Source organism: Gilvimarinus xylanilyticus, assembly GCF_024195295.1.
Classification (GTDB): Bacteria; Pseudomonadota; Gammaproteobacteria; order Pseudomonadales; family Cellvibrionaceae; genus Gilvimarinus; species Gilvimarinus xylanilyticus.
In genome coordinates, this window is sequence record NZ_JAMFTH010000007.1 from 110352 (window position 1) to 136602 (window position 26251).

At 54.1% G+C, this 26251-nt stretch carries 25 protein-coding genes and 5 tRNA genes; 10 read left to right on the forward strand and 20 right to left on the reverse strand.

Annotation, left to right across the window (positions count from 1 at the left end; genetic code table 11):
* Positions 1–41 precede the first annotated feature (41 nt).
* From rplL to M6D89_RS16405, 20 genes are all read right to left on the reverse strand, one after another.
* Positions 42–413, reverse strand: coding sequence for a 50S ribosomal protein L7/L12 (gene rplL, locus M6D89_RS16310; protein WP_253969161.1), 372 nt, complete (start codon positions 411–413; stop codon positions 42–44).
* A 66-nt stretch (positions 414–479) separates the two neighbouring features.
* A complete protein-coding gene (gene rplJ / locus M6D89_RS16315) occupies positions 480–974 on the reverse strand; it encodes a 50S ribosomal protein L10 (RefSeq protein WP_253969162.1) in 495 nt (164 codons plus the stop codon).
* A 214-nt stretch (positions 975–1188) separates the two neighbouring features.
* Entirely contained in the window at positions 1189–1884 is a 696-nt protein-coding gene (gene rplA / locus M6D89_RS16320) for a 50S ribosomal protein L1 (RefSeq protein ID WP_253969163.1), read from the reverse strand.
* 1 nt (position 1885) lies between these two features.
* Entirely contained in the window at positions 1886–2317 is a 432-nt protein-coding gene (gene rplK / locus M6D89_RS16325) for a 50S ribosomal protein L11 (RefSeq protein WP_253969164.1), read from the reverse strand.
* A 159-nt stretch (positions 2318–2476) separates the two neighbouring features.
* Complete coding sequence (gene nusG / locus M6D89_RS16330; RefSeq protein WP_253969165.1) at positions 2477–3010, reverse strand: transcription termination/antitermination protein NusG; 534 nt, start codon at positions 3008–3010, stop codon at positions 2477–2479.
* Between the two features lie 6 nt (positions 3011–3016).
* Positions 3017–3385: a preprotein translocase subunit SecE gene (gene secE, locus M6D89_RS16335; protein WP_253969166.1), complete on the reverse strand. Its 369-nt coding sequence runs from the start codon at positions 3383–3385 to the stop codon at positions 3017–3019.
* Between the two features lie 32 nt (positions 3386–3417).
* Positions 3418–3493 (reverse strand) — tRNA-Trp (locus M6D89_RS16340).
* A 49-nt stretch (positions 3494–3542) separates the two neighbouring features.
* Entirely contained in the window at positions 3543–4769 is a 1227-nt protein-coding gene (tuf, locus tag M6D89_RS16345; protein ID WP_253969156.1) for an elongation factor Tu, read from the reverse strand.
* A 91-nt stretch (positions 4770–4860) separates the two neighbouring features.
* A tRNA-Thr gene (locus tag M6D89_RS16350) sits at positions 4861–4936 on the reverse strand.
* An 18-nt stretch (positions 4937–4954) separates the two neighbouring features.
* Positions 4955–5028: transfer RNA gene (locus M6D89_RS16355), tRNA-Gly, on the reverse strand.
* 90 nt (positions 5029–5118) lie between these two features.
* Positions 5119–5202 (reverse strand) — tRNA-Tyr (locus M6D89_RS16360).
* Between the two features lie 93 nt (positions 5203–5295).
* A tRNA-Thr gene (locus M6D89_RS16365) sits at positions 5296–5371 on the reverse strand.
* Positions 5372–5419: 48 nt separating this feature from the next.
* Complete coding sequence (locus M6D89_RS16370) at positions 5420–6124, reverse strand: SPOR domain-containing protein (protein WP_253969167.1); 705 nt, start codon at positions 6122–6124, stop codon at positions 5420–5422.
* Positions 6125–6132: 8 nt separating this feature from the next.
* Positions 6133–6858: a type III pantothenate kinase gene (locus M6D89_RS16375; RefSeq protein WP_253969168.1), complete on the reverse strand. Its 726-nt coding sequence runs from the start codon at positions 6856–6858 to the stop codon at positions 6133–6135.
* Complete coding sequence (birA, locus tag M6D89_RS16380) at positions 6855–7835, reverse strand: bifunctional biotin--[acetyl-CoA-carboxylase] ligase/biotin operon repressor BirA (protein WP_253969169.1); 981 nt, start codon at positions 7833–7835, stop codon at positions 6855–6857. The genes M6D89_RS16375 and birA overlap by 4 nt, the downstream gene beginning before the upstream one ends.
* Complete coding sequence (gene alr / locus M6D89_RS16385; RefSeq protein WP_253969170.1) at positions 7832–8965, reverse strand: alanine racemase; 1134 nt, start codon at positions 8963–8965, stop codon at positions 7832–7834. Before alr ends, birA begins: the two co-directional genes overlap by 4 nt.
* A gap of 170 nt (positions 8966–9135) precedes the next feature.
* Positions 9136–10155, reverse strand: a complete 1020-nt coding sequence (locus tag M6D89_RS16390; RefSeq protein WP_253969171.1) for a glycoside hydrolase family 43 protein — start codon at positions 10153–10155, stop codon at positions 9136–9138.
* 13 nt (positions 10156–10168) lie between these two features.
* On the reverse strand, positions 10169–11659 hold the full coding sequence (locus M6D89_RS16395) for an MFS transporter (protein ID WP_253969172.1): 1491 nt from the start codon (positions 11657–11659) through the stop codon (positions 10169–10171).
* A 138-nt stretch (positions 11660–11797) separates the two neighbouring features.
* Complete coding sequence (locus M6D89_RS16400) at positions 11798–15079, reverse strand: 3-keto-alpha-glucoside-1,2-lyase-like domain-containing protein (protein WP_253969173.1); 3282 nt, start codon at positions 15077–15079, stop codon at positions 11798–11800.
* Between the two features lie 35 nt (positions 15080–15114).
* Positions 15115–15873, reverse strand: a complete 759-nt coding sequence (locus M6D89_RS16405; RefSeq protein WP_253969174.1) for a 3-keto-disaccharide hydrolase — start codon at positions 15871–15873, stop codon at positions 15115–15117.
* 402 nt (positions 15874–16275) lie between these two features.
* On the opposite strand from M6D89_RS16405, the gene M6D89_RS16410 reads away from it, so the two are divergent.
* The 10 genes from M6D89_RS16410 to M6D89_RS16455 all read left to right on the forward strand — a co-directional run bounded on the left by M6D89_RS16410 (position 16276) and on the right by M6D89_RS16455 (position 25906).
* Positions 16276–18477: a FepA family TonB-dependent siderophore receptor gene (locus tag M6D89_RS16410; RefSeq protein ID WP_253969175.1), complete on the forward strand. Its 2202-nt coding sequence runs from the start codon at positions 16276–16278 to the stop codon at positions 18475–18477.
* Between the two features lie 118 nt (positions 18478–18595).
* The gene (locus M6D89_RS16415) at positions 18596–19390 is read left to right on the forward strand and encodes a DUF3450 family protein (protein ID WP_253969176.1); all 795 of its coding nucleotides are present in this window, start codon (positions 18596–18598) and stop codon (positions 19388–19390) included.
* The gene (locus M6D89_RS16420; RefSeq protein WP_253969177.1) at positions 19387–20703 is read left to right on the forward strand and encodes a MotA/TolQ/ExbB proton channel family protein; all 1317 of its coding nucleotides are present in this window, start codon (positions 19387–19389) and stop codon (positions 20701–20703) included. Before M6D89_RS16415 ends, M6D89_RS16420 begins: the two co-directional genes overlap by 4 nt.
* Positions 20700–21089, forward strand: coding sequence for a MotA/TolQ/ExbB proton channel family protein (locus M6D89_RS16425; protein WP_253969178.1), 390 nt, complete (start codon positions 20700–20702; stop codon positions 21087–21089). Before M6D89_RS16420 ends, M6D89_RS16425 begins: the two co-directional genes overlap by 4 nt.
* Before the next feature lie 5 nt (positions 21090–21094).
* Positions 21095–21502 carry an ExbD/TolR family protein gene (locus M6D89_RS16430; protein ID WP_253969179.1) on the forward strand — a complete coding sequence of 136 codons (408 nt, stop codon included), beginning with the start codon at positions 21095–21097 and terminating at the stop codon, positions 21500–21502.
* Between the two features lie 10 nt (positions 21503–21512).
* Positions 21513–22130, forward strand: coding sequence for an energy transducer TonB (locus tag M6D89_RS16435; protein WP_253969180.1), 618 nt, complete (start codon positions 21513–21515; stop codon positions 22128–22130).
* Positions 22131–22158: 28 nt separating this feature from the next.
* Entirely contained in the window at positions 22159–23523 is a 1365-nt protein-coding gene (locus M6D89_RS16440) for a tetratricopeptide repeat protein (protein ID WP_253969181.1), read from the forward strand.
* 180 nt (positions 23524–23703) lie between these two features.
* Positions 23704–24006: a hypothetical protein gene (locus M6D89_RS16445; protein WP_253969182.1), complete on the forward strand. Its 303-nt coding sequence runs from the start codon at positions 23704–23706 to the stop codon at positions 24004–24006.
* Positions 24003–25577, forward strand: coding sequence for a PepSY-associated TM helix domain-containing protein (locus tag M6D89_RS16450; protein ID WP_253969183.1), 1575 nt, complete (start codon positions 24003–24005; stop codon positions 25575–25577). The genes M6D89_RS16445 and M6D89_RS16450 overlap by 4 nt, the downstream gene beginning before the upstream one ends.
* A complete protein-coding gene (locus tag M6D89_RS16455; protein ID WP_253969184.1) occupies positions 25571–25906 on the forward strand; it encodes a DUF3325 domain-containing protein in 336 nt (111 codons plus the stop codon). The genes M6D89_RS16450 and M6D89_RS16455 overlap by 7 nt, the downstream gene beginning before the upstream one ends.
* Positions 25907–26251 lie beyond the last annotated feature (345 nt).

Genomic DNA, 26251 nt, shown 5'->3' on the forward strand with positions numbered 1-26251 from the left:
CCCAGCGTCTAACGAGTCGTCAGACTAATGCGCAAAAGCGATTACTTCAGCTCTGCAGAAGCACCGGCTTCTTCCAACTTAGCTTTAGCGGCTTCAGCGTCTTCTTTAGAAACACCTTCTTTAACAGCTTTAGGTGCTTCTTCAACGATCGCTTTAGCTTCTTTCAAGCCCAGACCGGTGATTTCGCGAACGGCTTTAATAGCGTTCACTTTCTTCTCACCAGCAGCGGTGATGATTACGTCAAATTCGGTTTGCTCTTCAGCAGCGCCACCGGCGTCGCCGCCGCCACCAGCAACAACAGCAGCCGCTGCAGTTACGCCGAATTTTTCTTCCATTGCAGAAACCAGCTCTACAACGTCTTTTACTGACATCTCAGCAATCGCTTCGATGATATCTTCTTTAGATACAGACATGTCTATATTCCCATCTGTTTAGAGCCGAGGCTCTAGTAAACGTTAAGAAAAGCCAACCTAAATAACTTAGGCCGCTTCCTGTTCTTTGCTGTCGCCCACGGCCGCCAAAGTGCGAACCAGTTTTCCAGCAGCTGCTTCTTTCATCACGCTCAGAACCTTTGCCACAGCTTCGTCGTAAGTCGGCAGAGAAGCCAGCATGGCTACGTCTACGATCTCACCTTCGAACACTGCGGTTCTCAGTTCCAGATTGTCATCTTCTTTGGCGTACTCTTTAAGAATACGCGCACCGGCACCTGGGTGGTCGGTAGAGAATGCAATCAAAGTAGGACCGACGAAGCTTTCAACCAAGCATTCGTAATCGGTACCTTCTACAGCGCGACGAGCCAGAGTGTTGCGAACAACTTTCAACCAAACGCCGTTCTCTCTGGCTTCTTTACGCAGGGCAGTCATTTTGTCTACGGTAACGCCGCGTGAATCGGCTACCACCGCTGACAGAGCGCCCTTCGCAGCTTCCTGGACTTCAGCGACAATCGCTTTTTTACCTTCAAGTCCTAATGCCACGGGATTTCTCCTGGGTTTGATAGACCTCAGCCTATCGTTTGTCTAACAACCGGGTAACCATGACAGCTACTCGGCAATGATTCGGTGAGTTCATTCGGATTAACCGAAGAGGGACACCGTCTGCGTAGGCTTGCGTATTAAGACCTTGCAATTTGCGCGGTCGCCTACGGTCTTTGACGGCCCGCGCTCGGCGCGGACCCCAAAGTTCTTGGGCTTATACAGCCAGTGAAGACATATCGATCACCAGGCCCGGACCCATGGTCGTGCTCAGTGCGATTTTCTTCAGATATACACCCTTGGCAGTTGCGGGCTTAGACTTTTTCAAGTCGTCCAGCAGTGCTTGCAGGTTTTCTTGAATAGCATTTGCTTCAAAAGTCAGCTTGCCAATACCGCCGTGAACGATACCGCCTTTGTCAGCGCGATAGCGCACCTGACCGGCTTTCGCGTTTTTAACGGCAGTAGCAACGTCCGGCGTAACAGTGCCGGTTTTCGGGTTTGGCATCAGACCGCGGGGACCCAGAACCTGACCCAGCTGACCCACAACGCGCATGGCGTCGGGCGAGGCGATAACCACGTCGAAGTCCATCTTGCCCGCTTTAACCTCAGCGGCCAGATCGTCCATACCGATCAGATCGGCACCGGCTTCTTTAGCGGCGTCGGCGTTCGCACCTTGGGTAAATACAGCAACACGGACATCCTTACCATTACCGTTAGGCAAAGTGGTGGCACCGCGAACAGATTGATCTGATTTACGCGGATCAATGCCCAGGTTGATCGATACGTCGATGGTTTCAGAAAATTTCACGCTAGAAACTTCTTTCAGCAGAGCGACGGCATCAGCGACAGAGTATTGCTTGGTGGTATCAACTTTCTCGGCGATAGCGCGTTGACGCTTAGTTAATTTAGCCATGTTACACACCCTCCACATCAAGACCCATTGCACGGGCAGAACCGGCAATAGTACGTACCGCTGCATCCATATCGGCTGCAGTCAGGTCGGGCTCTTTAGCCGTTGCAATTTCTTCCAACTGAGCGCGGGTAACCGTGCCCACTTTTTTGGTGTTGGGGTTGCTAGAGCCAGACTTGATACCAGCGGCTTTCTTAAGCAAGTAAGAAGCTGGCGGAGTCTTCATGGTAAAGGTGAAGCTGCGATCGTTGTACACGCTGATCACAACAGGAACCGGGGCACCCGGCTCTAAACCTTGAGTCTGAGCGTTGAACGCCTTACAGAACTCCATGATGTTCACACCGTGCTGACCCAGAGCGGGACCAACCGGTGGACTTGGATTTGCTTTGCCTGCACCAACTTGTAATTTGATGTAGGCTTGTACTTTCTTAGCCATATCACTCTCCAGTTATGGGTAGTAACGCCTCCGGCAAGAACAAGTCTCGCTTTCCCAGGCTCCCCTGATTTCCCGGGCTAGAAAACCACCCGAGGACGCAAAAACCTCCCTCTGCACAAGCAAAGGAAGGCGTAAAATCTCAAACCCTTAGCGGGAATGTCAGGTCTTTTCGACTTGACCAAACTCCAACTCTACCGGAGTAGAGCGGCCAAAGATCAACACTGCTACACGCAGGCGATTCTTTTCGTAGTTAACTTCTTCAACCACACCATTAAAGTCGTTGAAGGGCCCGTCGATAACACGCACCATTTCACCCGGCTCAAACATAGTTTTGGGCTTGGGCTTCTCAATGGAGTCATCCACGCGCTGTAAAATAGCTTCGGCTTCTTTTTCTGTAATTGGCGCCGGCTTATCCGCCTTACCACCAATAAAGCCCATTACTCGCGGGGTATCTTTTACCAAGTGCCAAGTGTCATCGTTAAGCTCCATTTGCACCAGCACGTAACCGGGAAAGAACTTACGCTCACTTTTGCGCTTTTGACCGCCACGCATCTCCACCACTTCTTCGGTGGGAACAAGCACTTCACCAAACTGATCTTCCATTTGGTGCAGCTCAATTCGCTCGCGCAGGGAACCGGCCACTTTCTTTTCGTAACCGGAATACGCGTGTACCACGTACCAACGCTTCGCCATGAATGCTTATCCTATTATCTTGGAGGCGACAAAACCGAAAATGGTATCGAGCCCCCAGAGAATCAATGCCATTACAATAACCACAGCCACCACCAGCATGGTGGTCTGGTTAGTCTCTTGCTTGGTGGGCCAAACAACCTTACGAACTTCGACGATAGACTCGCGCAACAACTGAATCAGTGCGCTTCCCTTAGCAGTTTTTGACGCAATCGCCAGACCTACCAGACCTAAAGCCACTAACACCAGCACGCGATAAAGCAGCGGCTGGGCGGAGTACATTGAGTTACCGACCACACCGACCGCGACAACGGCCGCCACCAGGAGCCATTTTACGACATCAAGGCGATATTCTTTGGGCTCGGCTTTTGTACTCATTCGTAAGATAACCTACACAAGCGAAACAAAAATGGCAGGCCAGGAGGGACTCGAACCCCCAACAGTCGGTTTTGGAGACCGATGCTCTACCAATTGAACTACTGGCCTAAAATCGAAAGGGGCAGCAAGGCTGCCCCACACTCTCAACAATCAGTGATTAGTCGAGAATTTTGGCTACTACACCAGCACCTACGGTACGGCCACCTTCGCGAACCGCGAAGCGCAGACCATCTTCCATGGCTACTGGGTTGATCAGGGTAACACTCATTTGAATGTTATCGCCTGGCATAACCATTTCTACACCGTCAGGCAGCTCACACGCACCGGTTACGTCGGTGGTACGGAAGTAGAACTGCGGACGATAGCCTTTGAAGAACGGAGTGTGACGGCCGCCTTCGTCTTTAGACAGTACGTAAACTTCCGCTTCGAACTTAGCGTGCGGCGTTACAGAACCTGGCTTGGCCAGAACCTGACCACGCTCGATCTCGTCGCGCTTGGTACCACGCAGCAGAACACCAACGTTCTCACCCGCACGGCCTTCGTCCAGCATTTTGCGGAACATCTCAACACCGGTACAAGTGGTCTTGGTGGTGTCTTTGATACCAACGATTTCGATCTCTTCGCCCACGGTGATCACACCGCGCTCTACACGACCGGTTACTACGGTACCGCGACCAGAGATTGAGAACACGTCTTCTACGGGCATCAGGAACGGCTGATCAATCGCACGCTCTGGCTCGGGGATGTACTCGTCCAGGGTCTCAACCAGCTTCTTAACAGCGGTGGTACCCAGCTCGTTGTCGTCTTCGCCGTTCAGGGCCATCAGGGCAGAACCGGCAATGATCGGAGTGTCGTCGCCTGGGAAGTCGTAGTCAGACAGCAGCTCACGCAGCTCCATCTCAACCAGCTCCAGCATCTCTTCGTATTCTTCGGTGCCTACGCCGCCGCAATCTTCGGCCAGCAGGTCCGCTTTGTTCAGGAATACGGCGATGTAAGGTACACCTACCTGACGAGACAGCAGGATGTGCTCACGGGTTTGCGGCATAGGACCGTCGGTCGCGCCACATACCAGAATCGCACCGTCCATCTGAGCAGCACCGGTGATCATGTTTTTCACGTAGTCGGCGTGCCCGGGGCAGTCAACGTGCGCGTAGTGACGGTTCGGTGAGTCGTACTCAACGTGAGAGGTCGCGATGGTGATACCACGCTCTTTCTCTTCCGGTGCGTTATCGATGCCGTCAAACGCCATCGCAGAACCGCTACCCCATACTTCCGCACATACGCGGGTCAGGGCCGCTGTCAGGGTGGTTTTACCGTGGTCAACGTGACCGATGGTGCCCACATTGACGTGGGGCTTATTACGTTCGAACTTTTCCTTCGCCATTGCGAGCGCCTCCTCAAACTAGCCGTCAAAACAAGCCATTTACTTACACATAAAAAACAGCCGCGAAAGAGACTCTTCCGCAGCCGGGATATGGAGCTCTTGAGCAGATTTGAACTGCCGACCTCACCCTTACCAAGGGTGTGCTCTACCAACTGAGCTACAAGAGCTTAAAACCTATCAGCATCTGGAGCGGGCAGCGGGAATCGAACCCGCATCATCAGCTTGGAAGGCTGAGGTTCTACCATTGAACTATGCCCGCCTACACTAGGTGCCACGCGAAGCTCAACCTTAGCTGACGCTTCCCAGCTTTCTTGGCGTTTACCGCCACCGCTTACGCGGCTATATAAAATGGTGCAGGGGGGAGGATTCGAACCTCCGAAGCTTTCGCGTCAGATTTACAGTCTGATCCCTTTGGCCACTCGGGAACCCCTGCCAAATTGAGCCGAGCATTGTCCGGCTCGAGCCAGCTGCTGTCAACTGGTTTTCCTAAGAAATTCACCTGCTTACAGCAACCTTCTAGAGAATATGGAGCTGGCGAGAGGAGTCGAACCCCCGACCGGCTGATTACAAGTCAGCTGCTCTACCAACTGAGCTACGCCAGCGCTCTCTAGACCACGTGTTAACGTGGAGGCGGGATTCTAGTGAAACTTTTACTCGGACGCAACACCTGAACAAAATTTTTGTTGCTTCTTGACCCCATTTTGCTCCCCTAACAACTCCGACCACTTGGCAGCACTCAGCTTGACCGCCTCACCAGGCAGTAAAAGCACCCAGTTTTCGGTGCGCGAGCGCTCCACCAGTAAGCTCTCAGCTGGATAACCCAGCTCGCGCATCTGCGCAAGCCGCGCCTCGGCCAGCTCTTTGCGGGTGAACATACCAAAAGAAATACCGTTGGCGAGCTCGCCTTTGGGGATAAGGTAGCTATCAATCTGCTTGGCCTGAATATCGCGCAACTGTTGTAGCGCTTCTTTTTTAGTTGCCAGCGGCGGCAGATGCACCCAGTAGCCCTCGGACTCGGGCACTTGCAACTGACGCACCTGACTTGCCACCCCCAGTGCCTGCAATGCCTCTTGTTGATACTCCGCATGCAACAAGCGCTCAAAAGGCCCCACCAGATCGCACAACGCCTGCTCGTCCTGAGCCACCTCGGCCAGAGTTCGAGTAGGCTCGACGGGGGGCGCGGGGCGCGAACGACTCTCAGTACCCGTTTCAGATACCAGCTGAAGCTGCGTCGCAGCCTCAGTTGAATCAGCGGGTTGAACCGGCGACCCGGAGACCTCCGGCTGCCATATTGTCAGCTGCAATACCAGCGCCGCCGCATTCAAACCCAATAACGCAAAGAAAACGAGCCTCATAGCAATTCCTAGCGAGATGCGGCGAAATACCGCACAAGTCCATCGAACACCAACTCCGGATACACCAAAGCCTTTTCATACATAGACGCCCAGACACGGGAATCACCCCCCGTTAACACCAGAGGCACCTGGGGCAACAGGGCCAAACCGCGCTCAATCAAGCCGGCCCCCATAGCGCCCACCGCACCATCAATGGCGCTACGAGTATCTCGCCCCGGGCCCTCGATCTGCGAATAAGGCTCACTAAGAGCCGCGGCCAAAGCCCGGGATTCGCCCGCAAGCGAGCGGCGCATCAGGCCGACACCTGGGCCAATAAAGCCACCCAAGTGAACGCCATCCGGCGCCAACAGGTCAACGGTCAACGCCGTACCGCTATCGGCCAGCACACACCCCTGACCCGTTTTTGCGTGAGCGGCGAGCAAAGCCAGCCAACGATCGACACCCAAAGCCCGATAATCTTGGTAGCCACAGCTAACTCCGCACGCACTGGCCTGAGTGACTGCAAATTCCGGCGCCGGAAAACCCAGCTCATGCAATTGACGCTGCAACTGCTGCTCAGCCTCGACCCCAGCCACACTGGACACCAGCACCCGGGCAGGCCGTTCGCGAACACCTGCGAACCACTGTCCACAAGTGCCCCCGGCGTAGGAAACGGCCCCGGAATTAAGCGTAAGCGAATCTTGCCACAAACGCCATTTCACCCGGCTATTACCCATATCAATTAACAGATTCACGAACTGAGCCTCAATGACACCTCGCCACCGTAAAAACTCTTAACGCCTGCGTCAGTCTCGAGCATAAGCGCGCCCGAGGCCTCCACCCCGACAAATCGCCCGGACTGTACCCGACTGACGGTTTGTAAATCGACCTGCTGCCCTATATAAGCGGCCCGATCCTGCCAGCGCGAGCGCCACGACGAAAAACCCTCGCGATTAAATTCCTGTAGCATCTGCGCCAGACGGGCAATTAAGCGCCCCGCCAACTCATTGCGCGACACCCGAGGCAACCGTTGCTCGCGCGCCAAAGTGGCTAAATCGACCCAGGGCTGATCAATATCCTTGGCCACGGCAGCGGGCATCTGCAGATTGATACCGACACCCACCACCACCTGACACAACCCCGAAGGGTCGCCGGTCATCTCCAAAAGCACACCGGCGAGCTTACGACCATCGGCCAATAGATCATTGGGCCACTTAAGCGCTATTCCGCTAAACCCAAGCCCCTCCAGAGCCTCAGCAATACAAACTCCCACGGCCAAGCTCAAGCCCTCGAGCACCGATGCGCCATCCTCGTATTGCCATAGCATAGACAGGTACAAATTACTGCCGAACGGACTTTGCCACACCCGCCCCCGGCGCCCGCGACCGCCGCTTTGGCGCTCGGCCAGGCAAACGGTCCCGGACTTAAATTCCGCCGCACCCGCCAACAGCAGGGCATTGGTCGACGGAATCACCTGCTCGATGATCAGCGGCGCCCCCCACGTGGGAGCGGCCCGACGAATACTAGACTCATCCAAAACCTCCAAACCGCCGGGCAGACAGTACCCTTGCCCCCGACTTTTCTCCAGCGTCACCCCCAGCTCGGGCAACTTGTTTAGCTGTTTCCACACAGCGGCGCGGGAAATAGACAAGCGCTCGCCCAGTTCTTGCCCCGAGTGATACTTGCCGTCAGCGAGCACCGCCAGCAATTGCATTAGCACGGAATCGCTCACCCTTCGCCTCCGATATACTCGCGCCGATAACGCCCCGAGCGCAGACCGGTTAACACTTCGTAGCCCAGTGCGCGGTTGCGTGTAGACACGCGATTGACATCAAAGGCGCCCCCCAGAACAGTAAGCACCGGATAGTCCATACTGCCGCCGGCCAGTGTTTGCGCATCAGGAAGGTCGGTTAAATCGAACAAAGTGGTATCCATAGAAATTCGCCCCACCACGGGCACCTCCTGCCCGGCGCACTCGGCCGCGCCCTGGGCACCCAGAATCCGGTGCAGACCATCGGCGTATCCACCGGCCACTACCGCCAACACAGCACCAGTGGGTCGAGTCGCCTCAGCGCCGTAGCCAATGCTGGCGGAATGGTGCAAGCAACGCACCTGCAAAACAGGAAGGCGCAATGTAACCACTGGGCGCATGGGGTTTGCAGCCCCAGGCGCGGGATTAAAGCCGTATAAGGCAGCGCCCGGACGCACCAAATCGGCATGATAGTCGTCACCTAAATAGATGCCGCAGGAGTTTGCCAGACTGAATTTAACTCCGGGAAGGTAACTTGCCACCTGGGTACGCACGCGGCTAAACATCTCTAGCTGGGCCGCATTTTGCGGGTGAGCGGCCTCATCGGCGCAGGCGAGATGGCTCATCACCAGCTTAACCCCCAGGCGCTCGCAACGCTCGGGCTGTCGCGCGATCGCCAGCAGCTCGTCGGGCTCTAGCCCCATTCGGGTCATACCCGAGTCAAACTTTAAACCACAACCGGCGCCGCAATGGCCGTAGGCTTCTGTCCACTCACTCCAGCGTTCAAACTCGCTCTGGGAAGAAAGAATGGGCGTTAGCCGATGCTCAAATACGGCGGACATATCATCCGGGGCTACTCCACCCAAGATAAAGCACTCGCTGGAGTCCGGGAGCAAATGGCGCACCGCCAAAGCCTCGGGCACCGTGGCAAAAAAGAACTGCCGACAGCCGGCCCGGGCGAGCGCTCGGGCCACAGGCACCGCCCCCAACCCATAGGCATCGGCCTTGATCACGGCGGCCACATTCGCCTGCGGGGCGCGGCGGCGCAAACTCTCCCAGTTTTCAACCAGGGCATCCAGGTTAACGGTTAACAAACCAGTCGCTGCTTTCATAACACTCGGCGGGTAAAGGAAACCGGCATAGTTACAAAACTGCACCTTAAAATCCAGCCCGAAAGCACTCAAAGCTCACAGCAGCGAAGATAATGGGGACTTTATTGAAAAGCAGTCCTGCAAATACAAAAAAGCCCCGCAAGCGGGGCTAACAACGCAGAAAAACCAACCTAGCGAGGATAAGGGTCGAGCGTAGCAATCCGCCCTTGTTCATCATGGTGCAATTCAGCCATTTTAATGCTGCGCAAATGGGTCACCCCTTTAGACAGGGATGAATCATGGTAGAACAACAGCCAGCGCCCTTCGTACTCGCAAATCGAATGGTGAGTGGTCCACCCCACCACCGGATTTAAAATACGCCCACCGTAGGTGAAAGGGCCATAGGGCGAATCGGAAGTGGCATAACACAGATAGTGAGTATTGCCCGTGGAGTAAGACAAATAGTACTTACCCTGATATTTGTGGACCCAGGGGCCCTCAAAGTAGCGGCGCTCGTGATCACCGGCCTTAAGCGGCTCACCATTTTCATCCAGAATCTTGATCTCGCGCAGGGGCTCGGCATAGCTTTTCATATCGTCGCTAAGCTTTGCGACGGTGGGGCCCAGGGCGGGCTCATCATCCGCCGGCTCTTCGTTGGCCTCATCATACTGGTGGTTGCGATATTTCTGCAGCTGGCCACCCCAGATACCGCCCACATATAAATAGTACTCACCGTCGTCATCGGCAAAAACCGCCGGATCAATCGAGTAGCTGCCCTCAATCGGCTCGGGCTCGGCCTTAAAAGGACCGGCGGGAGAGTCGCCAATCGCCACGCCAATCTGGAAAATATCATCGGCGCGCTTGGCCGGAAAATACAAATAGTATTTGCCATTTTTACGGGTCGCATCCGGCGCCCACATTTGTCGCGCCGCCCAGGGCACGTCGTCGACATGCAGGGCAACGCCGTGATCCACCACCTCGGACTCGGGCGACTCCATAGAGAACACATGGTAGTCCTCCATGCAGAAGTGATCGCCATTGTCATTAAAGGGTACGCCGCCCTCGACATCGTGCGAGGGATAAATATAGATTTTGCCATCAAACACATGGGCTGACGGGTCAGCGGTGTACATGTGGGTTACCAGCGGTTGCGACAATGCCTTTTGATTCAGCTCGTCGTAATCGATATCCGCGTATTGTTCATCGGCCATGTTCAGTTCTCAATTAAATAGTTTCACTTACACTTGTATCGTTGCGACGCATTTCAAGGTCGCGTTCAATTTGCTGCTCCATGGCTTTATCGATCTTATAAAAGAACAGCAGCCCCGCGGCAATGAACCCGGGCATAGAGGAGAAAACACTCACCGCCAAGATAATGCCCCCTATGGTTTCCGCTGACTGAACGGCGGCACCAGCCTGATAACCGTATACAGCCAAGAGCGCTGAAACCAAAGAGCCACCCAGCGTCAAACCGAGTTTGAGCCCCAGAATCATTGCCGAGAAAATAATGCCCGTCGCGCGACGGTTGTTTTTCCAATCAGAGTAATCGGCCACATCGGCAATCATCGCCCACAGCAGCGGAATGGTGATGCCATAAGAAAAGCCGTGCAGAACCTGAGCGGCGAATACCGTTCCGATAGACTCGGGCGAAAGGAAGTACAGCACCAGTACAAACAGCATGGAAACCGCCAGCGCCCAGCCAAACACATCGCGCTTGCCAAAGCGGTTGGTCAACGGCTTGGAAAAACCGATGCCGACAATCATAAAAATAATGCCAATGCCATTGAACAAGCTAAAAGCAGAGGTCGGGGCATCTTCGGGCCAGCGGAAACGGGTTAAACCGGCGCCCTGCAGCATAGAGTTCAGCCCGGCAATAAAGCTGTTAAAGCCGGAGCCGTCGAGAAAGCGCGCCAGATGCGCTTCACTCAAATAATTTTCAAAGTAATAAATCAGCGAGCCACTTTTAAGCGACAACATCATAAAGACCAAGATGGTCGCCAGCAGCATGATCACCCAGGGCAGGTTTTTAAACAGATCGCCCAGATCATCTTTAATACTGGACTTTTGCTCCACATGGGGCACTACCCGCTCTTTGGTAGTCAGGAAAGTGACAATGAAGCAAATCACCCCCACCACCGCAAAAATCGTCATAACCTGCTTAAAACCTTCGGCCTTGTCGCCGTCGCCCAAAATCAGTACCAGCGGCAGCAGCAGCACCTGAATAATAAACTGGGCCACCATCACCGCCACAAAGCGGTAGGACGACAGACTCACTCGCTCTTGCATATTGCCGGTGATCACACCGCTGAGCGCCGAGTAAGGCAGATTGTTGGCCGAGTAAAGCATCATCAGAGCCAGGTAGGTGACAAAGGCGTAGATCAACTTACCCGAGGGATCGAGATCTGGCGTCGTGAATGACAGCAACGCCCCCAGCCCAAAGGGGACCGAGGTAAACAGAATCCACGGGCGAAACTTACCCCAGCGGGTATTGGTGCGATCGGCTAAAACCCCGACCACAGGCGCGAAGATAACCCCGCCGAGAATACCGCAGACACCAGTCACCATTGAGGCCTGAGCAGGCGGCAGCCCATATACGTCGGTGTAAAAGAACGCAATAAAGGTAACCAGGGTTTGGAAGATCAAATTGGCAGCTAGGTCCCCCAAGCTGTAACCGACCTTCTCCAGAACAGAGATTTTTTCTACGCGTGAATTCATAACGTTATCTTCGCTTCATTATTGTCACGGAGCCGCACGACCCCTTTTTAGTCATGTTGACTATATGATATATGGAAGTGTTTTACAATGCAAAAGAATGAGATAAAAAAACGCCGGGCTGAACCCGGCGTGTTGGCATTAAGGTGACTCGGCAAATTGCCAGAGTGAGTAGAAAGCACTTAGGGGCGGCGACTGATCACCAAACAACCCCTCGGCCAGGGTAATTTGATACACCCGTGCCGTCTGCTGTGGGTGCACTTGCGTCTGTTCGGTATTAGCCAGGGTTAACAGCAACTCTTGGCCATTATCGCTAAGGCTCACCTTCACAGACTCATCACGCTGATCCATTTCCGGTGAGCCGTAATCCGGGGCATCGCGGTACACCCAAGAGCGCACCAGCACCGAACCATCGATCAACGCCTCTTTGAGTGGTTGCGTTAAAGATAACCTAAAGCCACTTTCGGTCACATTGACTGATTTAATTGCCGGGGCAACGGTTTCGCCATCATAGCGGATGCGCTGCAGCGCTGCGACGTGGCCACCTTTCGCCTGCCAGCCGCGCCCGGTCTGCCCTACCAGCAAACTGCTATCGGGCAGGAATAGACCGCGCATGACCCCGGACTCGAGCCCCGACATAAACGGAATAACCGCCCCCTGCAGCCGTCCGCCGACGCTCTCGGTCACCACCCGCAACAGGTTGGATTGGGTCTGATCACCCACAAGCATCTGCCCGGCAAAGGGACCAAACTCGCCCCCGGTGGTATCCCAGACCGGGTGGCCCGGCGCATTGGCGACAATATTATGAGGGAATAACAGCACCGCCCGCTCGCGGGTATCGGCTACGTTTTCCCATTGAATATCCGATGAATCGGGCTTCTTGCCGGGCAGATCTACCAAGCCACTGGGGTGACCGTAGAACTTGTCTTGCTCCAGCATAAACAGCTTGGAAGTGCCCACAAACTCGCCCTGATTCTCGGTGTACCACAGCTTGCCCTCCGGCCCCGTTGAAAGCCCGGCCGGACTGCGCAAACCGCTGGCGTACAGACTGTACTCACCGTCGGGAGTCACGCGAATATTCCAACCGCTGTAACCGCCTTGCGATCCCATAAATTCGCCGTCGGCTTTGTATACAGCCTCATCGGCATGAGCCAGGTTCAGGCTGACATGGTAGGCACCGTCGGCGGCGCGAGCCGGACCATGCATATAGGTGTGATAGTTGCCGTGATAACCGTGGGCATCGAATAAAGTATCAAACTTATCGCCCATACCATCGCCGTCTGTATCCGTAATGCGGGTCAGCTCGGCCTTTTGTCCCACCACCACTTGCAGGCCGTGGTCGTCTTCAATCTGCACCCCCAGGCTGTCGAACAAGCCCTCGGCAAACAGCTGCCACTGGCCGTCTTTAATCCGCCAGATACCTGCGGTGCGCGTCGCCACTACAATGGTGCCATCCTTAGCGAGCGCCAATCCCAGGGCCTCGAACAGTTGATCGCGGCCATAGTTATCCTGCGGCGGCAGGTAATTTTCAATACTATAGCCCGCGGGTAGATCGGCCACAGCCTCTACGGTTTTTAACGGCTGTTTGCGATAGTCAAAGTCCGTGGCCTCGGGCTGCCAGGCGTTGGCTGCCAGTGCCATGGTGGCGGTTAACTCAGCCGTCTTTTCCCCCTGAGGAAGCGTCCATACGCCGTTTTCCACAGAGCCTTCGGTCACCGCCACTTCATTCAGTGTTGCGGTACTTAACTGAAAGCGCTGATCGCTCTCGCGCTTACCCGAAACCTGAATAGTGACGGCCCCCGAGTCGGCAACTTGAGTCCGTACCGCCAAGGTATTGTTCCCCACCCGGTAGCGGAAGGTGGGCGCCGCAGCACGATTGCCCGAAGGGCGCTCGTAACCCAAGAACTGGGCATTTTGCTCCGCAATCAGCTCGGCTTGATCTTTGTCGCTCCACAGAGCTTGCTTGATGGTCTCAGTATCGCGAAACACAGATTCTTTAAACGAAAAATCGATGGGCTCGCCACTGGCGTTAAGCGGCGCAAACAATACACCCGTTTCCCCCAAATCAATTTCACGGGTTTCAAAGCCGGTTTTGATTCCATCACCGCCGCGGTTGGTCAGCTCGCCAGTCATGTCCAGGTAGCCGCCCTGCCAAACCTTGGCGATACCCAGGATGCGCGGATCAAAGCTGTAGTTCACGGCATTGGGCTGCCCCACGTGAATACTGCGCGCCGAAAGCCCTTCCATAGGACCACGCTGTATACGCACACTATCGGTGACCAAAAACTGCAAATCATCTTGCAGCGGGTCATATTTTTGCGGCCCGGTAGATTCCACCAGCTTAATGACCGGCCCCTGCTCCCAGGGCGTGTTCAGGGTTTGCAGGTAGTAACCAATGGCGTCCAACTGTTTGTCGGGCAGGGTTTGCTTCATATAAGGGGGCATAATGGGCATAAATGACTCGCCCTTTTTATCCCCCGATTCGCGAATGGCCAACTCGGCCCCTGGGCTGCGTACACTGCGCTCCAGATAGCTAAAATCCGCCTTAACGGTAAAGTGATGGTTTTCGGCGGTTTCGATAATTTCGCGATCGCGCGGCGTGCTCTTAAACAGGCCAAATAAGTTAGGGCCGGTTTTCATGCTGGTATCACTGGCGGACACCGCGTGACATTCTTTACAGCCTAAATCTTGAAAGGCCTTCTTCCCCACCGCGACAAAATCGACCAACTCAGATTCGTTGGTTTCGCTACCAGTAGCGTCGGGAGGCGAAACGCGAGCAAAATCCGCTGGATGCACACTGAGCGCGCGCACGGCCAACTGCCCCTCACGCACGCGCAACAAAGCGGGGCCACTGGTCGTCTCCCACGGCTTGATAGGACCTTCACTAAAGCTTGTCAGTATTGTGTTTTTTTGCACCAGCTCGCCGTTTAAACGAGCCTCCAACAACATGGCGTTATCGACTTTATTTGAAGCATCGTCGTAGCGTGGGGCACGAAACTTAAGCTCCAGGGTCTGCCACTCGCCGCGGGCTTGGGCGGCCTCTGCCAGAGGCTTGATGGCACTGACGTCGTCGCCACGCCCACGTATACCTCCCGGAACAACTTGCTCGCCAGCCAGCGATACTTCGTAGCGCCCCTGAAGGTAAATACCGGCATTGGTATCAGCTCCGGCCAGGTACTCCAGGGTCAGCACGCTATCCCCCAAGTAGACATTGGACTCGATGCTCTCGCCACCAGACAACAACAGCTGGCTGCCATCGCCGTTCGGGACTAGCTTACCGTTGCTATAATCGACAGCGACTCCGGCTAAAGAATCGCTGTTTTGCAAATAGGAAAAGAAGTTATCAGCCCCTTGCGCTGCCATACCGGCCTGACTGACACCGAGGGCCAGCGCGGCCCCCAGCAATATTGAATAGCGTTTCATACGATGACTCTCTGTTGTGTTACGCCGCTTTGTTTTTATAGTTCGCGAACCCAAATATTGCGGAAACGACTCGGGTTGCCGTGATCCTGCAATCGCAAGGGCGCACAGCCATGAGGCTCGTAGGGCGGGTGACCAATCCAGGCCGTGGGGCCCTGCACTTCAACGTGGTTTTGCACCAACACGCCATTGTGCAAGACCGTAATATAGGCGGGCGATTCCAGCTGTCCGGCATCACTAAAGCGCGGCGCCTTATAGATAATATCGTACACATTCCACTCATCCAGCGGCTTGGTGGCATTGACCAGAGGAATATGTTGCTTGTACACCGAAGCGGCCTGGCCGTTCGGGTAGGTTTCACCCCCAAAAGAGTCGAGTACCTGCACTTCATAACGCTCCTGAAAGAACACCCCGCTGTTGCCGCGCCCCTGCCCCTCAGGGCCTTCCATATCTTTTTCGGCCGGCGGCTGCCACTCAATGTGCAGCTGTATGTCGCAAAACTCTTGTTTAGTGCGAATATCGCCCGATTTGGGGGCCGCCACCATCACATCGCCTTCTACTTTCCAGGGAGCGGAGGAGCCATCATTCGCGGATTCCCAAGCGGACAAATCCGAACCACCGAACAACACAATAGCGTCCGACGGCACCCCGGCATCATCGACACTGACTTTGGTGGGCACCGGCTCCCACACTTCGGTTTCTTGCGCCTGCTGCCAGGGCTCTTTTTCGGCGGCAGTAGTGGGCAGTGCTATCACGGAAGCCGCCAGGGTTACGGCGGCAAAAAGTGTTCTCTTCATGAGGCATCTCGCTTATTAGTATCTTGATTAAACATAGGCTGAGAGTTGCTGATTTTACATATGAAACCCAGCAACACAAATAAAAACAGGCACCTACTATAGCAAGTTAACGCCCATTAAACCTTAAGCGAGATTAAAGAAAGTTAAAGATAAAAAGCTGTAGAGGCTAAAACTCACCCCCTGTGGATAACTAAGAGCTCCCCCGCCCGAATTAAAAGAAACGTAAACCTCAAGTGATAATTGTTTACATTTAGATTTCACACCCACTACAATTCGCCGCCACAACCAAGTGATAACCATTATCAGTATCATTTTCGGCCGAGTGCATATAACCAAATCAATACGCAGAGACCGCTAAGAGTCGGGCCGTTTTCACCATTGAAGCGTATAGGATGACCCCAGATGAATAAGCTGAGCAGTAAACTAGCCCTAATGGGCGCCCTTTTTCCCATGTGCTCCACCGTAGCACTGGCACAACAGTCCCAGGACGACGAAGTCCAAGTACTTAAAACCACCGTGGTACAGGCCGCCTCTGAAGAGCTAAAACAAGCCCAGGGCGTGTCTATTGTCACCGAAGAAGACATGAAGCACCGCCCGGTCGCCAATGATATTGCCGAAATCGTTCGCACCATGCCCGGCGTTAACTTGTCCGGTAACAGTAGCTCGGGCCAGTACGGCAACAACCGCCAAATTGATATTCGCGGCATGGGCCCCGAAAACACTCTGATTTTAATCGACGGCAAACCTGTGCTGTCGCGCAACTCGGTAAAAATGGGTCGCTCTGGCGAGCGCAACACTCGCGGCGACAGCAACTGGGTTCCACCAGAAGCGATTGAGCGTATTGAAGTGATTCGCGGCCCCGCCGCCGCCCGTTACGGCTCCGGCGCAGCCGGTGGTGTGGTTAACATCATCACGAAAAAGCCCGATGAAGCCACGGCCACTATCACCGCCGAAACTCAGCTGTCTGAAGACAGCATGGAAGGCGATCAGTACCGCGCTAACATCGTTGCCGCCAGCCCGTTGACCGAGCGCTTTTCGCAGCGCACTTATATTAGCTACAACAAACAAGACGCTGACGATGTGGATATCAACCGCGACGAAACCGTTGAGGGCTCACGTGTTGCCGCTGGCCGCGAAGGCGTAGAGAACCAGGATTTCCGCACCATGCTGCGCTTTGACCAAAGCGAAACCCAAACCTGGGAGTTGGAAGGTGCCTACAGCCGTCAGGGCAACATTTACGCTGGTGATAATGCCTTCCAGGGTGTGGATCACGAAATGTCCAACCTGTTGGTCGGCGAAGAAACCAATGTTATGCGCCGCAAGACTCTGTCGCTGACCCACAAGGGCAACTTCAGCTTTGGCGACTCGTTCAGCTACATTCAGTGGGAAAACACCAACAACTCTCGCCTGGGTGAAGGGGCTGCTGGTGGTGGCGACGGCGCCATCAACTCTGAAGAGTTTGTCACCACTGAACTGCAAAACATCAGCGCAAAAACCGAGTGGAATACTCCCGTGCAATTGGGCGGTTTAAACCAAACCATCACTTACGGTGCTGAGTACCGCAGTGAAGAGCTGGAAGACGATGTCCACAATCAAAACGGCTTGGGCAATGTTGAAGAAGGCGATATCCCTGGCACCATTGTCGACCCTGACTTGCGTCCGTCCACCACCGACGCCGATCTGTTTGGGGTTTACATCGAAGACAACATCGCTCTTACCGACACCATTATGCTGACCCCCGGCGTGCGCTTTGACTCACACAGCGAATCCGGTACCAACTGGTCACCCAGCGTAAACGCCTCTTGGCAAGCGACCTCTAACCTGTCGCTGCAAGCAGGTGTGAGCCGCGCGTTTAAAACGCCTAACCTGTATCAATTGAACCCCAACTATGCCTACCGTACTCGCGGTAATGGCTGCCCGCTGGCTTATCCGAGCCTTGGCGGCGGCTGTACTATCTTGGGCAACCCGGATCTGGAAGCAGAAACCTCTATTAACTCTGAGATCGGTGTCAACTACACCGGCGACAGTGGTTTTGCCACCGGCCTGACTTACTTCCATAACGACTACGAAAACAAGATCACCACATCGGGCACCGACCCAATCGGCGTTTACGACAGCACTCAGGTATTCCGCTGGGAAAACGCCCCCGAGGCAATTGTTGAAGGGCTGGAAGGTAACTTAAGCGTACCATTTGCCCAGGCATTGACCTTTACCTTAAACGCCACCGTCATGCTCGAATCCAAAGACACCAGCACCGGTGAGCCGCTGAGTATTATTCCGGACTACACCCTGAACTCTATGCTGGTGTGGTCTGTAACCGACCGGTGGGACATGGTGCTGAGCGGCCAACACTACGGCCCAACCGACAGCCCCAAACTCGAAGCAAGCGGCGACGTGGTTGAAAACCAAATGGATCGCGACGCCTACAACGTTATTAACTTCAGCACCAACTACGCCTTTGGCGGCGGTTTTGAAGTTGTCCTGTCGGTGAAAAACCTGGTTAATGACCAGCTCAAGCGTGAAGGCACCTCGACAAACGCCGGTGCCAATACCTACAACGAACCGGGCCGCAGCTACTTGGTGTCGTTGAGCAAAACCTTCTAAACGACTAGGAGCGTTTTACAGCGGCGTCCTTGGGCGTCGCTGTTTTTTCATTTTGGCTCGGTTATTTAGCTAAGTAACCGAGCCAAGCCCATTGACCCTTAATGACATGGTTTTTGTCATGATTAGATTGATAGCCCCATCCCATCATTCGTTTACGGTCCCGCGCAACCTTTTGTTGGCAGCCCTGACGTTATGCAGCGCCCAACAACTGAGCGCCGCCACTCCAGCACAGATCGACCGCTTAACCGAAAAGTGGTTACAGGTGGAGCAACAAAATCACGCGCTGATCAATGACTGGAAAGTCCAAAAGCCGGCCATGCAACAGCGTTTATCCCTGCTGCAAGCCGAAAAAGAACAGCTGACCCAAATGCTGCAAGAAAGCAGCGCCGGGCAGGACGACGTAGAAGAACGTCGTTCAGAATTAATGGCCGAACAGGCCGAACTGGAACAACAGCAAGAAAAACTCACCGAAGCCTTGGCGCAACTGGCCGCCACCACCGATGGCTTGTCACCCATGCTGCCAGAGTTGGTACGCAACAACTGGGAAAAAGAGCAGCAAGCCGTTGGCGACCAGGCCGAAACATCCGTACTACTGCAAGGCACACTGGCCAAGCTGTCAGACCTGGACGAATTTAACCAGCGCATTACCACCCACGAGACGGTAATGAGTACAGGCACAGACGATGTACTGGTGAAACAAATTTATCTTGGCGCCGGCTACGCCTGGTTTGCCAGCCAAGGAGGGGAGTACGCCGGTTACGGTCGTATTGTGAACCATACCTGGCAGTGGCAGTTTAGCGACCAGGTAGATGGCGATGCGATTAATCGCGCGATTGATGTCTTCGAAAAACGCCAGCCGCCACAACTGGTACAACTGCCCATTATTATTGGCACCGAGGAGGTACAGCCATGAAATTAACCGCTGCACTTCTCAGTAGTCTGCTAGCTCTCTGCGTGGCTTACACCGCACCCGCGGCCGCACAAGATGTGGAAGCCTCACTGGTTAAAAAAATTGAACGCGCGCAAAGTAACTTGGCGCGCACCGAACAGAAGGTATTGCGCGAGCGCAACGATGTTGCCGGTAAGTTACGCAGGCTGGAAGAAGAAGTTTTAAACCTGCGGGATAAAACCGCCGTGGCGCGCCGCAAAATGGACGAGAAAACCCTAAGCCTGGGGCAACTGGAATCGCGCCTGAAAGATTGGAAAGAGCAACAGAGGTTTCAACAAAACCTGTTGAACCGTTTTTTGAAACAGCAGGGTTACAGCAACCAACAACTGGCTGAACTCTCTCTAAGCGAAAAAATCAACGCCACCAACCGCTTCAGCGAACAGCTGCGCGAACGCATGGCGCCACAATGGCGTGAAGAAAAGGTTGTGCGCGCCGATGGCACCATCGCGCCGCTACCCACATTGCACATTGGCCCAGCCAGCTGGTATGTGGATGCCGAGCAAGCGGGCTTGGCCGAAACAGATAACGATGGCCATCTTAAAAGCCTGGCACAACTGTCTGGCGGCCAGAGCGACAATATCGTTAACCTGACCAACAATCCCCAGGGCGCGATCACCTTCGACCCGACGCAAGGCCGCGCTTTGCACGCGCAACAAACCTCAGAAACCTTAATTGAGCATATCGCCAAAGGTGGATTGTGGGCCGCCCCCATCTTACTGTTTGCGTTAATCGCGACCGCTACCGCGCTATTTAAAGGCTGGCAATTGTGGCAGCTGCCTAAACTTATTCCGGCGCGCACCCGATCCGAACTGCAACAACAGCGCGCCAACATTCAGGCGCAAAAAGGCAGCATGCAAAAAGCACTGCTGGATACTGCGCTCAACAGCAAAAATCCGCGCGAGCGCGACGACCGCTTGTTTGCCCAACTGCACGACGACAAAACCGTGCTGGAGCGCTGGCTTACCATTATTACCGTTACCGCCACTGTGTCGCCCCTGTTAGGGCTATTGGGTACGGTAAGCGGCATGATCGAAACCTTCCGCATGATGACCACTTTCGGCTCCAGCGATCCAGAAGTCATTTCCGGCGGTATCGCCCAGGCGCTGGTAACCACCGAGTTGGGCCTGGTAGTCGCCATTCCCGCGCTGGTGTTAGGCGCTGTTTTATCACGCAAAGCGAAACGCTATTACCACGGCCTGGAAAGCTTTGCCCTGGTACTGAGCGGCGAAGATGCCGAGCCACAAACGGCCAAAACCACGCAAGAGGCAACCGCATGATTGAGCAAATCACCAACAGCTGGGTGTGCTGGCTGATGTTATTGCTGGCGCTCTACATCTATCAGCAATTGTGGATGGACTATTTGCATCTTTTAGAGGCGCCGGAAATGGCCGAACACAATGCGCCCGAGTATCAGCGCAAAATCACTGCGCTAAAAGTCGGTGCCTTACCGCTGATGGGCCTGTTTGGCACCATCACCGGCCTGCAAGATAGTTTTACCGGCATGATGCTGGGCGGCGCTGACAGCCAGATGGTAACCAACGGTATTGCCCACGCGCTGTTTACCACACAACTGGGATTGGTTTTGGCCATTCCCGGCTGGCTGCTGCTGGTGTTTGTAAACGCCAAGGGCAAAAGCTGCTACGCCACCACGACCGCGAGGTAACTGACATGACCAGCCGTTTGCAGCGTCGCCTGGAAAGCCAGGAGCCTCAGGGCATTGATATGTCGCCCCTGCTGGACGTAGTGTTTATTCTGTTGATCTTTTTTATTGTCTCGACAGTTTTTGTCAAAGAAACCGGGGTAGAGGTAGACAAGCCCCAGGCCATTTCCGCGCAGTCGCAAGATCAACAATCCATTCTTTTGGCCATTACCGGAAACGGTGAGGTGATGTACGACAGCGCCAACATTGGCGTGGCGGGCGTGCGCGGTACGGTAGAACAACTACTACTCGGCGAAGACCGCCCGGTGGTAATTCAGGCCGACCGCACCGTGCCCACCGAGCTGTTGATGGAAGTCATTGACGAGGCAAAAATTGCCGGTGCCGTCAGCGTCAACATCGCCGCACTTAAGGAATAGGCGTCGCGGTATGGATAAAAAACACTTAAGTGCCTCGGCATTAAGCGCTGGCCTGCTGGCGTTAGCCGTCGGCTTCTTGTGGCTTTCTCAGGCGCTTAACCGCGAGTCCGCCGAGCCTCCTGAGATGTTGGAAGTTCAGGTGATTCAACCTGAGCCTCCACCGCCCACGCCGAAAACGCAGCAGGTGGTGGAAAAAACCGATTTCCGTATTCAGGTAGAGGGCGACGGCCCCGCGGTGGTGATGAACGATATGGAAGTCGACGTTGAGGTGGACGACCCGGACATGCCCGAGGTGCAGATACAAGCCACCCAGTGGACCGATTACAAAATTGATCTGGACGCCTACAACCTGGCCGATCTGGACAGCCAGCCATCGCTGTTAACGCCGATCAATATCCGGTTTCCACCCGAGCTTAAAAGCCGCGGCATTGAGAAGGTTATGCTCAAGCTGGAAGTCATGATCGATGAAAACGGCAATGTCACTCTGCTGGACATTATCGACAACCCCTATCACTCACTGGTGGGTGAAATTAAACGCTTTGTTGACCGCAGCCAGTTCAGCCCGCCGCAAAAAGACGGCAAGAAAGTTCGGGCTCGTTTTATCTGGCCGCTGGAAATTAACTCTTAACGACTGCGAATATAAAGGCGATTACCCAATGACACTTTTGCACCGTTTTATTCGCCCCCTGGCTCTTGTGGCAAGCATAAGTTTAGCCCACAGCCTTAGCGCGGCAAACATCACCCTGGAAATGGACGACCCTGAGTGGACGTTTTTACTTAAAAGCAGCCATCAGCAAGCAGGCAACGCCAGCTTAACCAGCGAGGAGGGGAAAATTTTTCGCGAGATCCAGCCGCTGCTGGCCAAAGGTGATTACCAGAGCGCGCTGACGCAAATTGAACAGAACACATCAAGCGATGCCAGTGCTGCGCTCTATGAAATTAAAGGCCAGGTGCTACTGAACCTAAAGCGCTACGACGAGGCGGCCGCCGCCCTTAATAAAGCGCTGGAAATGCAACCGGGGCTTGCGGTATCCCACCGCGCGCTGGGTATGATTTACCTGATGCAGCAGGAATTTAAAAATGCCAAACAACACCTGAGCCAAACGCTCGAGCTGGGCGGTAACGACGCCCAAACCTACGGCCAACTGGCGTACGTAAATTTACAGCTGCATAAGCCTCACTCGGCAGTGGCCGGTTATCAAACAGCATTGTATCTCGACCCGGAAAACAGTCAGTGGTACCAAGGCTTACTCTACGCCCTCACCGCCAGCAACGATTTCACCCAGGCGGCGAGCCTGGTCGACGAAATGCTAATCGACAAACCCAAGGGTCGCCGACTGTGGGTTCAGCGCGCACAAATTGCCATGAACGCCGGCGACAAAACCAAAGCCTTAGGCAGTATGGAAACGGCCTTAGCCCTGGGGGCGGATCGGGTGGACAACATCGCTTTAGCGGCAAGGCTGCATATGGAACTGGGCAATCCACGTCGCGCCGTAGAACTTTTATCGGGGGATATCCGCCGCTTTGCCAAGGCCGACGATATGGACACCGTACTGCAAATGGGCCGCTGGCTGGCCTCGCGTGATGAATGGTCCGCACTTGAACATTTGGTAAAAGCAGTCAGCGACGTTAAGGGCTCATTATCCGGCGACCAACAAGCTGACTTTTTGGTGGTGGAAGGGCAAGCGGCAATCGCCCGCAAACATTTCAAAACCGCCAGCAGCAAATTGGCTGCCGCTATCGAGCTGGCACCTGGCAATGGCGAGGCCTTAATCACCATGGCCAATGTACAAAAGTTAAGAAACAACCAGCAGAGCGCGGTGATGTATTACCTGCGTGCCGAGACATTACCCGAATTTAAAACCCGCGCCTTACAGGGACGAGCCCAAGTCGAAATTGACCGTAAGGACTACGCCGCCGCATTGGATTTATTGCGCCAGCTTTACAAAGAAGAGCCCAACCGCCAACAGGTTTTTGAGAACATTCAAACGCTGGAACGTATTGTTCGCAATCAAGCGTAAAGCGATACAAATTGACAGGTGGCTACAAACGTCTCGAAAAAGTGAACAGGTAAAGTAAAGGCTACGCAGATAGCCCCTTAAGCAGTCTTTGATAAACGGCGCCAGATAATTTCTTCTGGCTCCTTAACAATGTGCGCCCCCAAGCAGCACCTTACTTTTAATAGCTAAGCAACCAAACCCATGATTACTCATTCTTTTTTTAGCGCGCAAAGTTCGCTAATGAAGGTGGCGAGAATCGCTACCGTCATCGTCGGCGGCTATACATTCACCGCCGCCCTCTGCCACTGGCTTAAATGGCTGGTACCTGTGTCTGACCAGGAGGCGCGATTACTGGTCAACATGTCCTTTTTTATTATTTATCTACTGGTTTTGATGGCGCTATTTTGCGGTAGTAATCACCGCCGTATTATCGCCATTACCCTGGTGGGCAATGCCGTACTCTGGGCGCCTTGGTTATTTCTCGTTCAGGAGGCAGGCGCATGAAACAGGCCTTTCAACAGTCGATGACCTGGTTGCACACCTGGAGCAGCCTGCTACTCATCTGGATTCTTTTCGCGATTTTCTTTGCCGGCACCCTGGCGTTCTTCCGTGTCGAAATTACTCATTGGATGCAACCGGAAAGTCATGCCTCCGCGCCTTCGGAAGAATCTCTGCAAGTTGCCCTGGATTACTTAACCGAACACGCACCAAACGCGAAAAACTGGCAAATCAGTCTGCCAGATTCACGCACTCGCACAACGGGGGTATCCTGGGAAAACTATAACGAAGAGCGACAAAGGCGCCGCGGGCCACGGCAGATTATTAACGCCGACAGCGGCGAACCCATCGATAACCGTGAGACCGCCGGAGGTGGATTCCTATATAGATTTCATTTCGAGCTTTATCACATTCCACGCGGCACCGCGCGCTTGCTAGTGGGCATAGCGACCATGATGATGTTTGTCGGCATTATCACGGGTCTGTTTACTAGGCGTAAACTGTTCGCTCACTTTTTCACCTACCGCCCCGGTAAAAATTTACTTTCGTGGATTGATGCTCACGTAGTGGCTGGACTTATGGCCTTGCCCTTTCACATTATGATCACCTTTTCAGGGCTTATGCTGTTTGCCAACACTTTGCTTTTCTTGAATACCGACGATAACCGCGGCCGCTTTGATCGCGGGCGCGATAGTGCTGAGATCACCGAGGTGGTCCCTCCCACGGTCGACAACTGGCAACCCAATTTCAACGCCATGATGGCACACGCAAAGCACGAGTGGGAACAGCAGGTAAGTGAGATACGCATTGATAATCCACGCCAAGCCAATGCCAGCTTTACCCTGGAGTCCAGCACCCAAGATACCTTGACCGCCGGACGCGGCGGGCACGCCAGCATGAGCTTTAACTATGCCGGTGATCCTTTAGAGCATCATTCCGCCGGCAGTGCCGATAACGTGATATTTGCCACCTACAGCTCACTGCGACAACTGCATGAAGCTCATTTTGCAGACACCACTATGCGCTGGCTGTTTTTCTTTTGCGGTGTATTAGGGACATTTATGGTCGCCTCTGGTGCCATTCTATGGGTTATAAAACGTGCGCGACAACAGCTGGGAAAATTTGGTTTTGAGCTGGTCAGCGCGCTCAATGTGGGCGGAATGGCCGGGCTGATATGCGCAACAGGCGCGCTGTTTTGGGCTAACCGGTTGCTACCGATAGAGCTAGCCGAGCGCCGCGCCTGGGAGATTAATGTGTTTTTTATCACCTGGGGCATCTGCCTAGTCTACTCTGCGTTTTTCCGCCACCGCAAAGGCTGGGCCGCGCTTCTTGCCCTGGCGTCCGTGTTATACATTGCGATTCCGCTACTGGACCATCTCACCTCTCCGGTCAGCCTGTTGCAAGCACTAAAGATTGGCGATTGGATACGGCTGGGCTTTGATGGCATAGCGCTATTATTTGGCTTCAGTATGTTCACCGCTTTTTATTACCTCGCATTAAGAGATGAAAACGGCGGCTTCCGCCTGGCAAACTTCAAGCTATTTACGAGCAACAAGCATAAGGGGGAGACATGTTAATCATCGCCTATATTCTGTCTCTGATCGGTTTAACCTACTTTGCGGCAACCATTAAAAAACCGTTTCAATTGCTACACGGGAAAAAAAGTAAGCTGTCTGACAAGCGCAAATGGATACTGCACGGATTTGGTTACCTGCACATTGCTTTCGCGCTGTATCCCTGCGTTCACCAATGGGGGCCTCAAGTCGGCATAGCCATTTGGGTAGGTATAATTCATGTAGCGGGCTTTTCCCTTGTCCCTATACTTACATACCGTCCTAACTGGTTTTGTTATTTATGGAAGCTCTGTCTGGCGGGTCAGCAGGTAACAGCAGCTACAAAAACTTAGTCTTGATCCAGGAATCTCTACTGCTCTTTTAAGGACAACATAAAAGAGCAGTAGGCTTGCAAGTTTATCACCTTAACCATCGCAAGATTTCAACGTTTCTAACCACCGCGCAGACCCGCGTTAATTTCTTAAAATTAGCCTATCCCTTTGCGACCACTTCTACTACTAAGACGCTCCAGTCCACATCTTCTGCACTGATTTAAACGTTCGGCATTTCAAAAGACATTACGCTGCCTTATTCAACAATATGAAGTAGCAGGACTAGCGAACGCAGAACGCAGAACGCAGAACGCAGAACGCAGAACGCAGAACGCAGAACGCAGAACGCAGAACGCAGAACGCAGA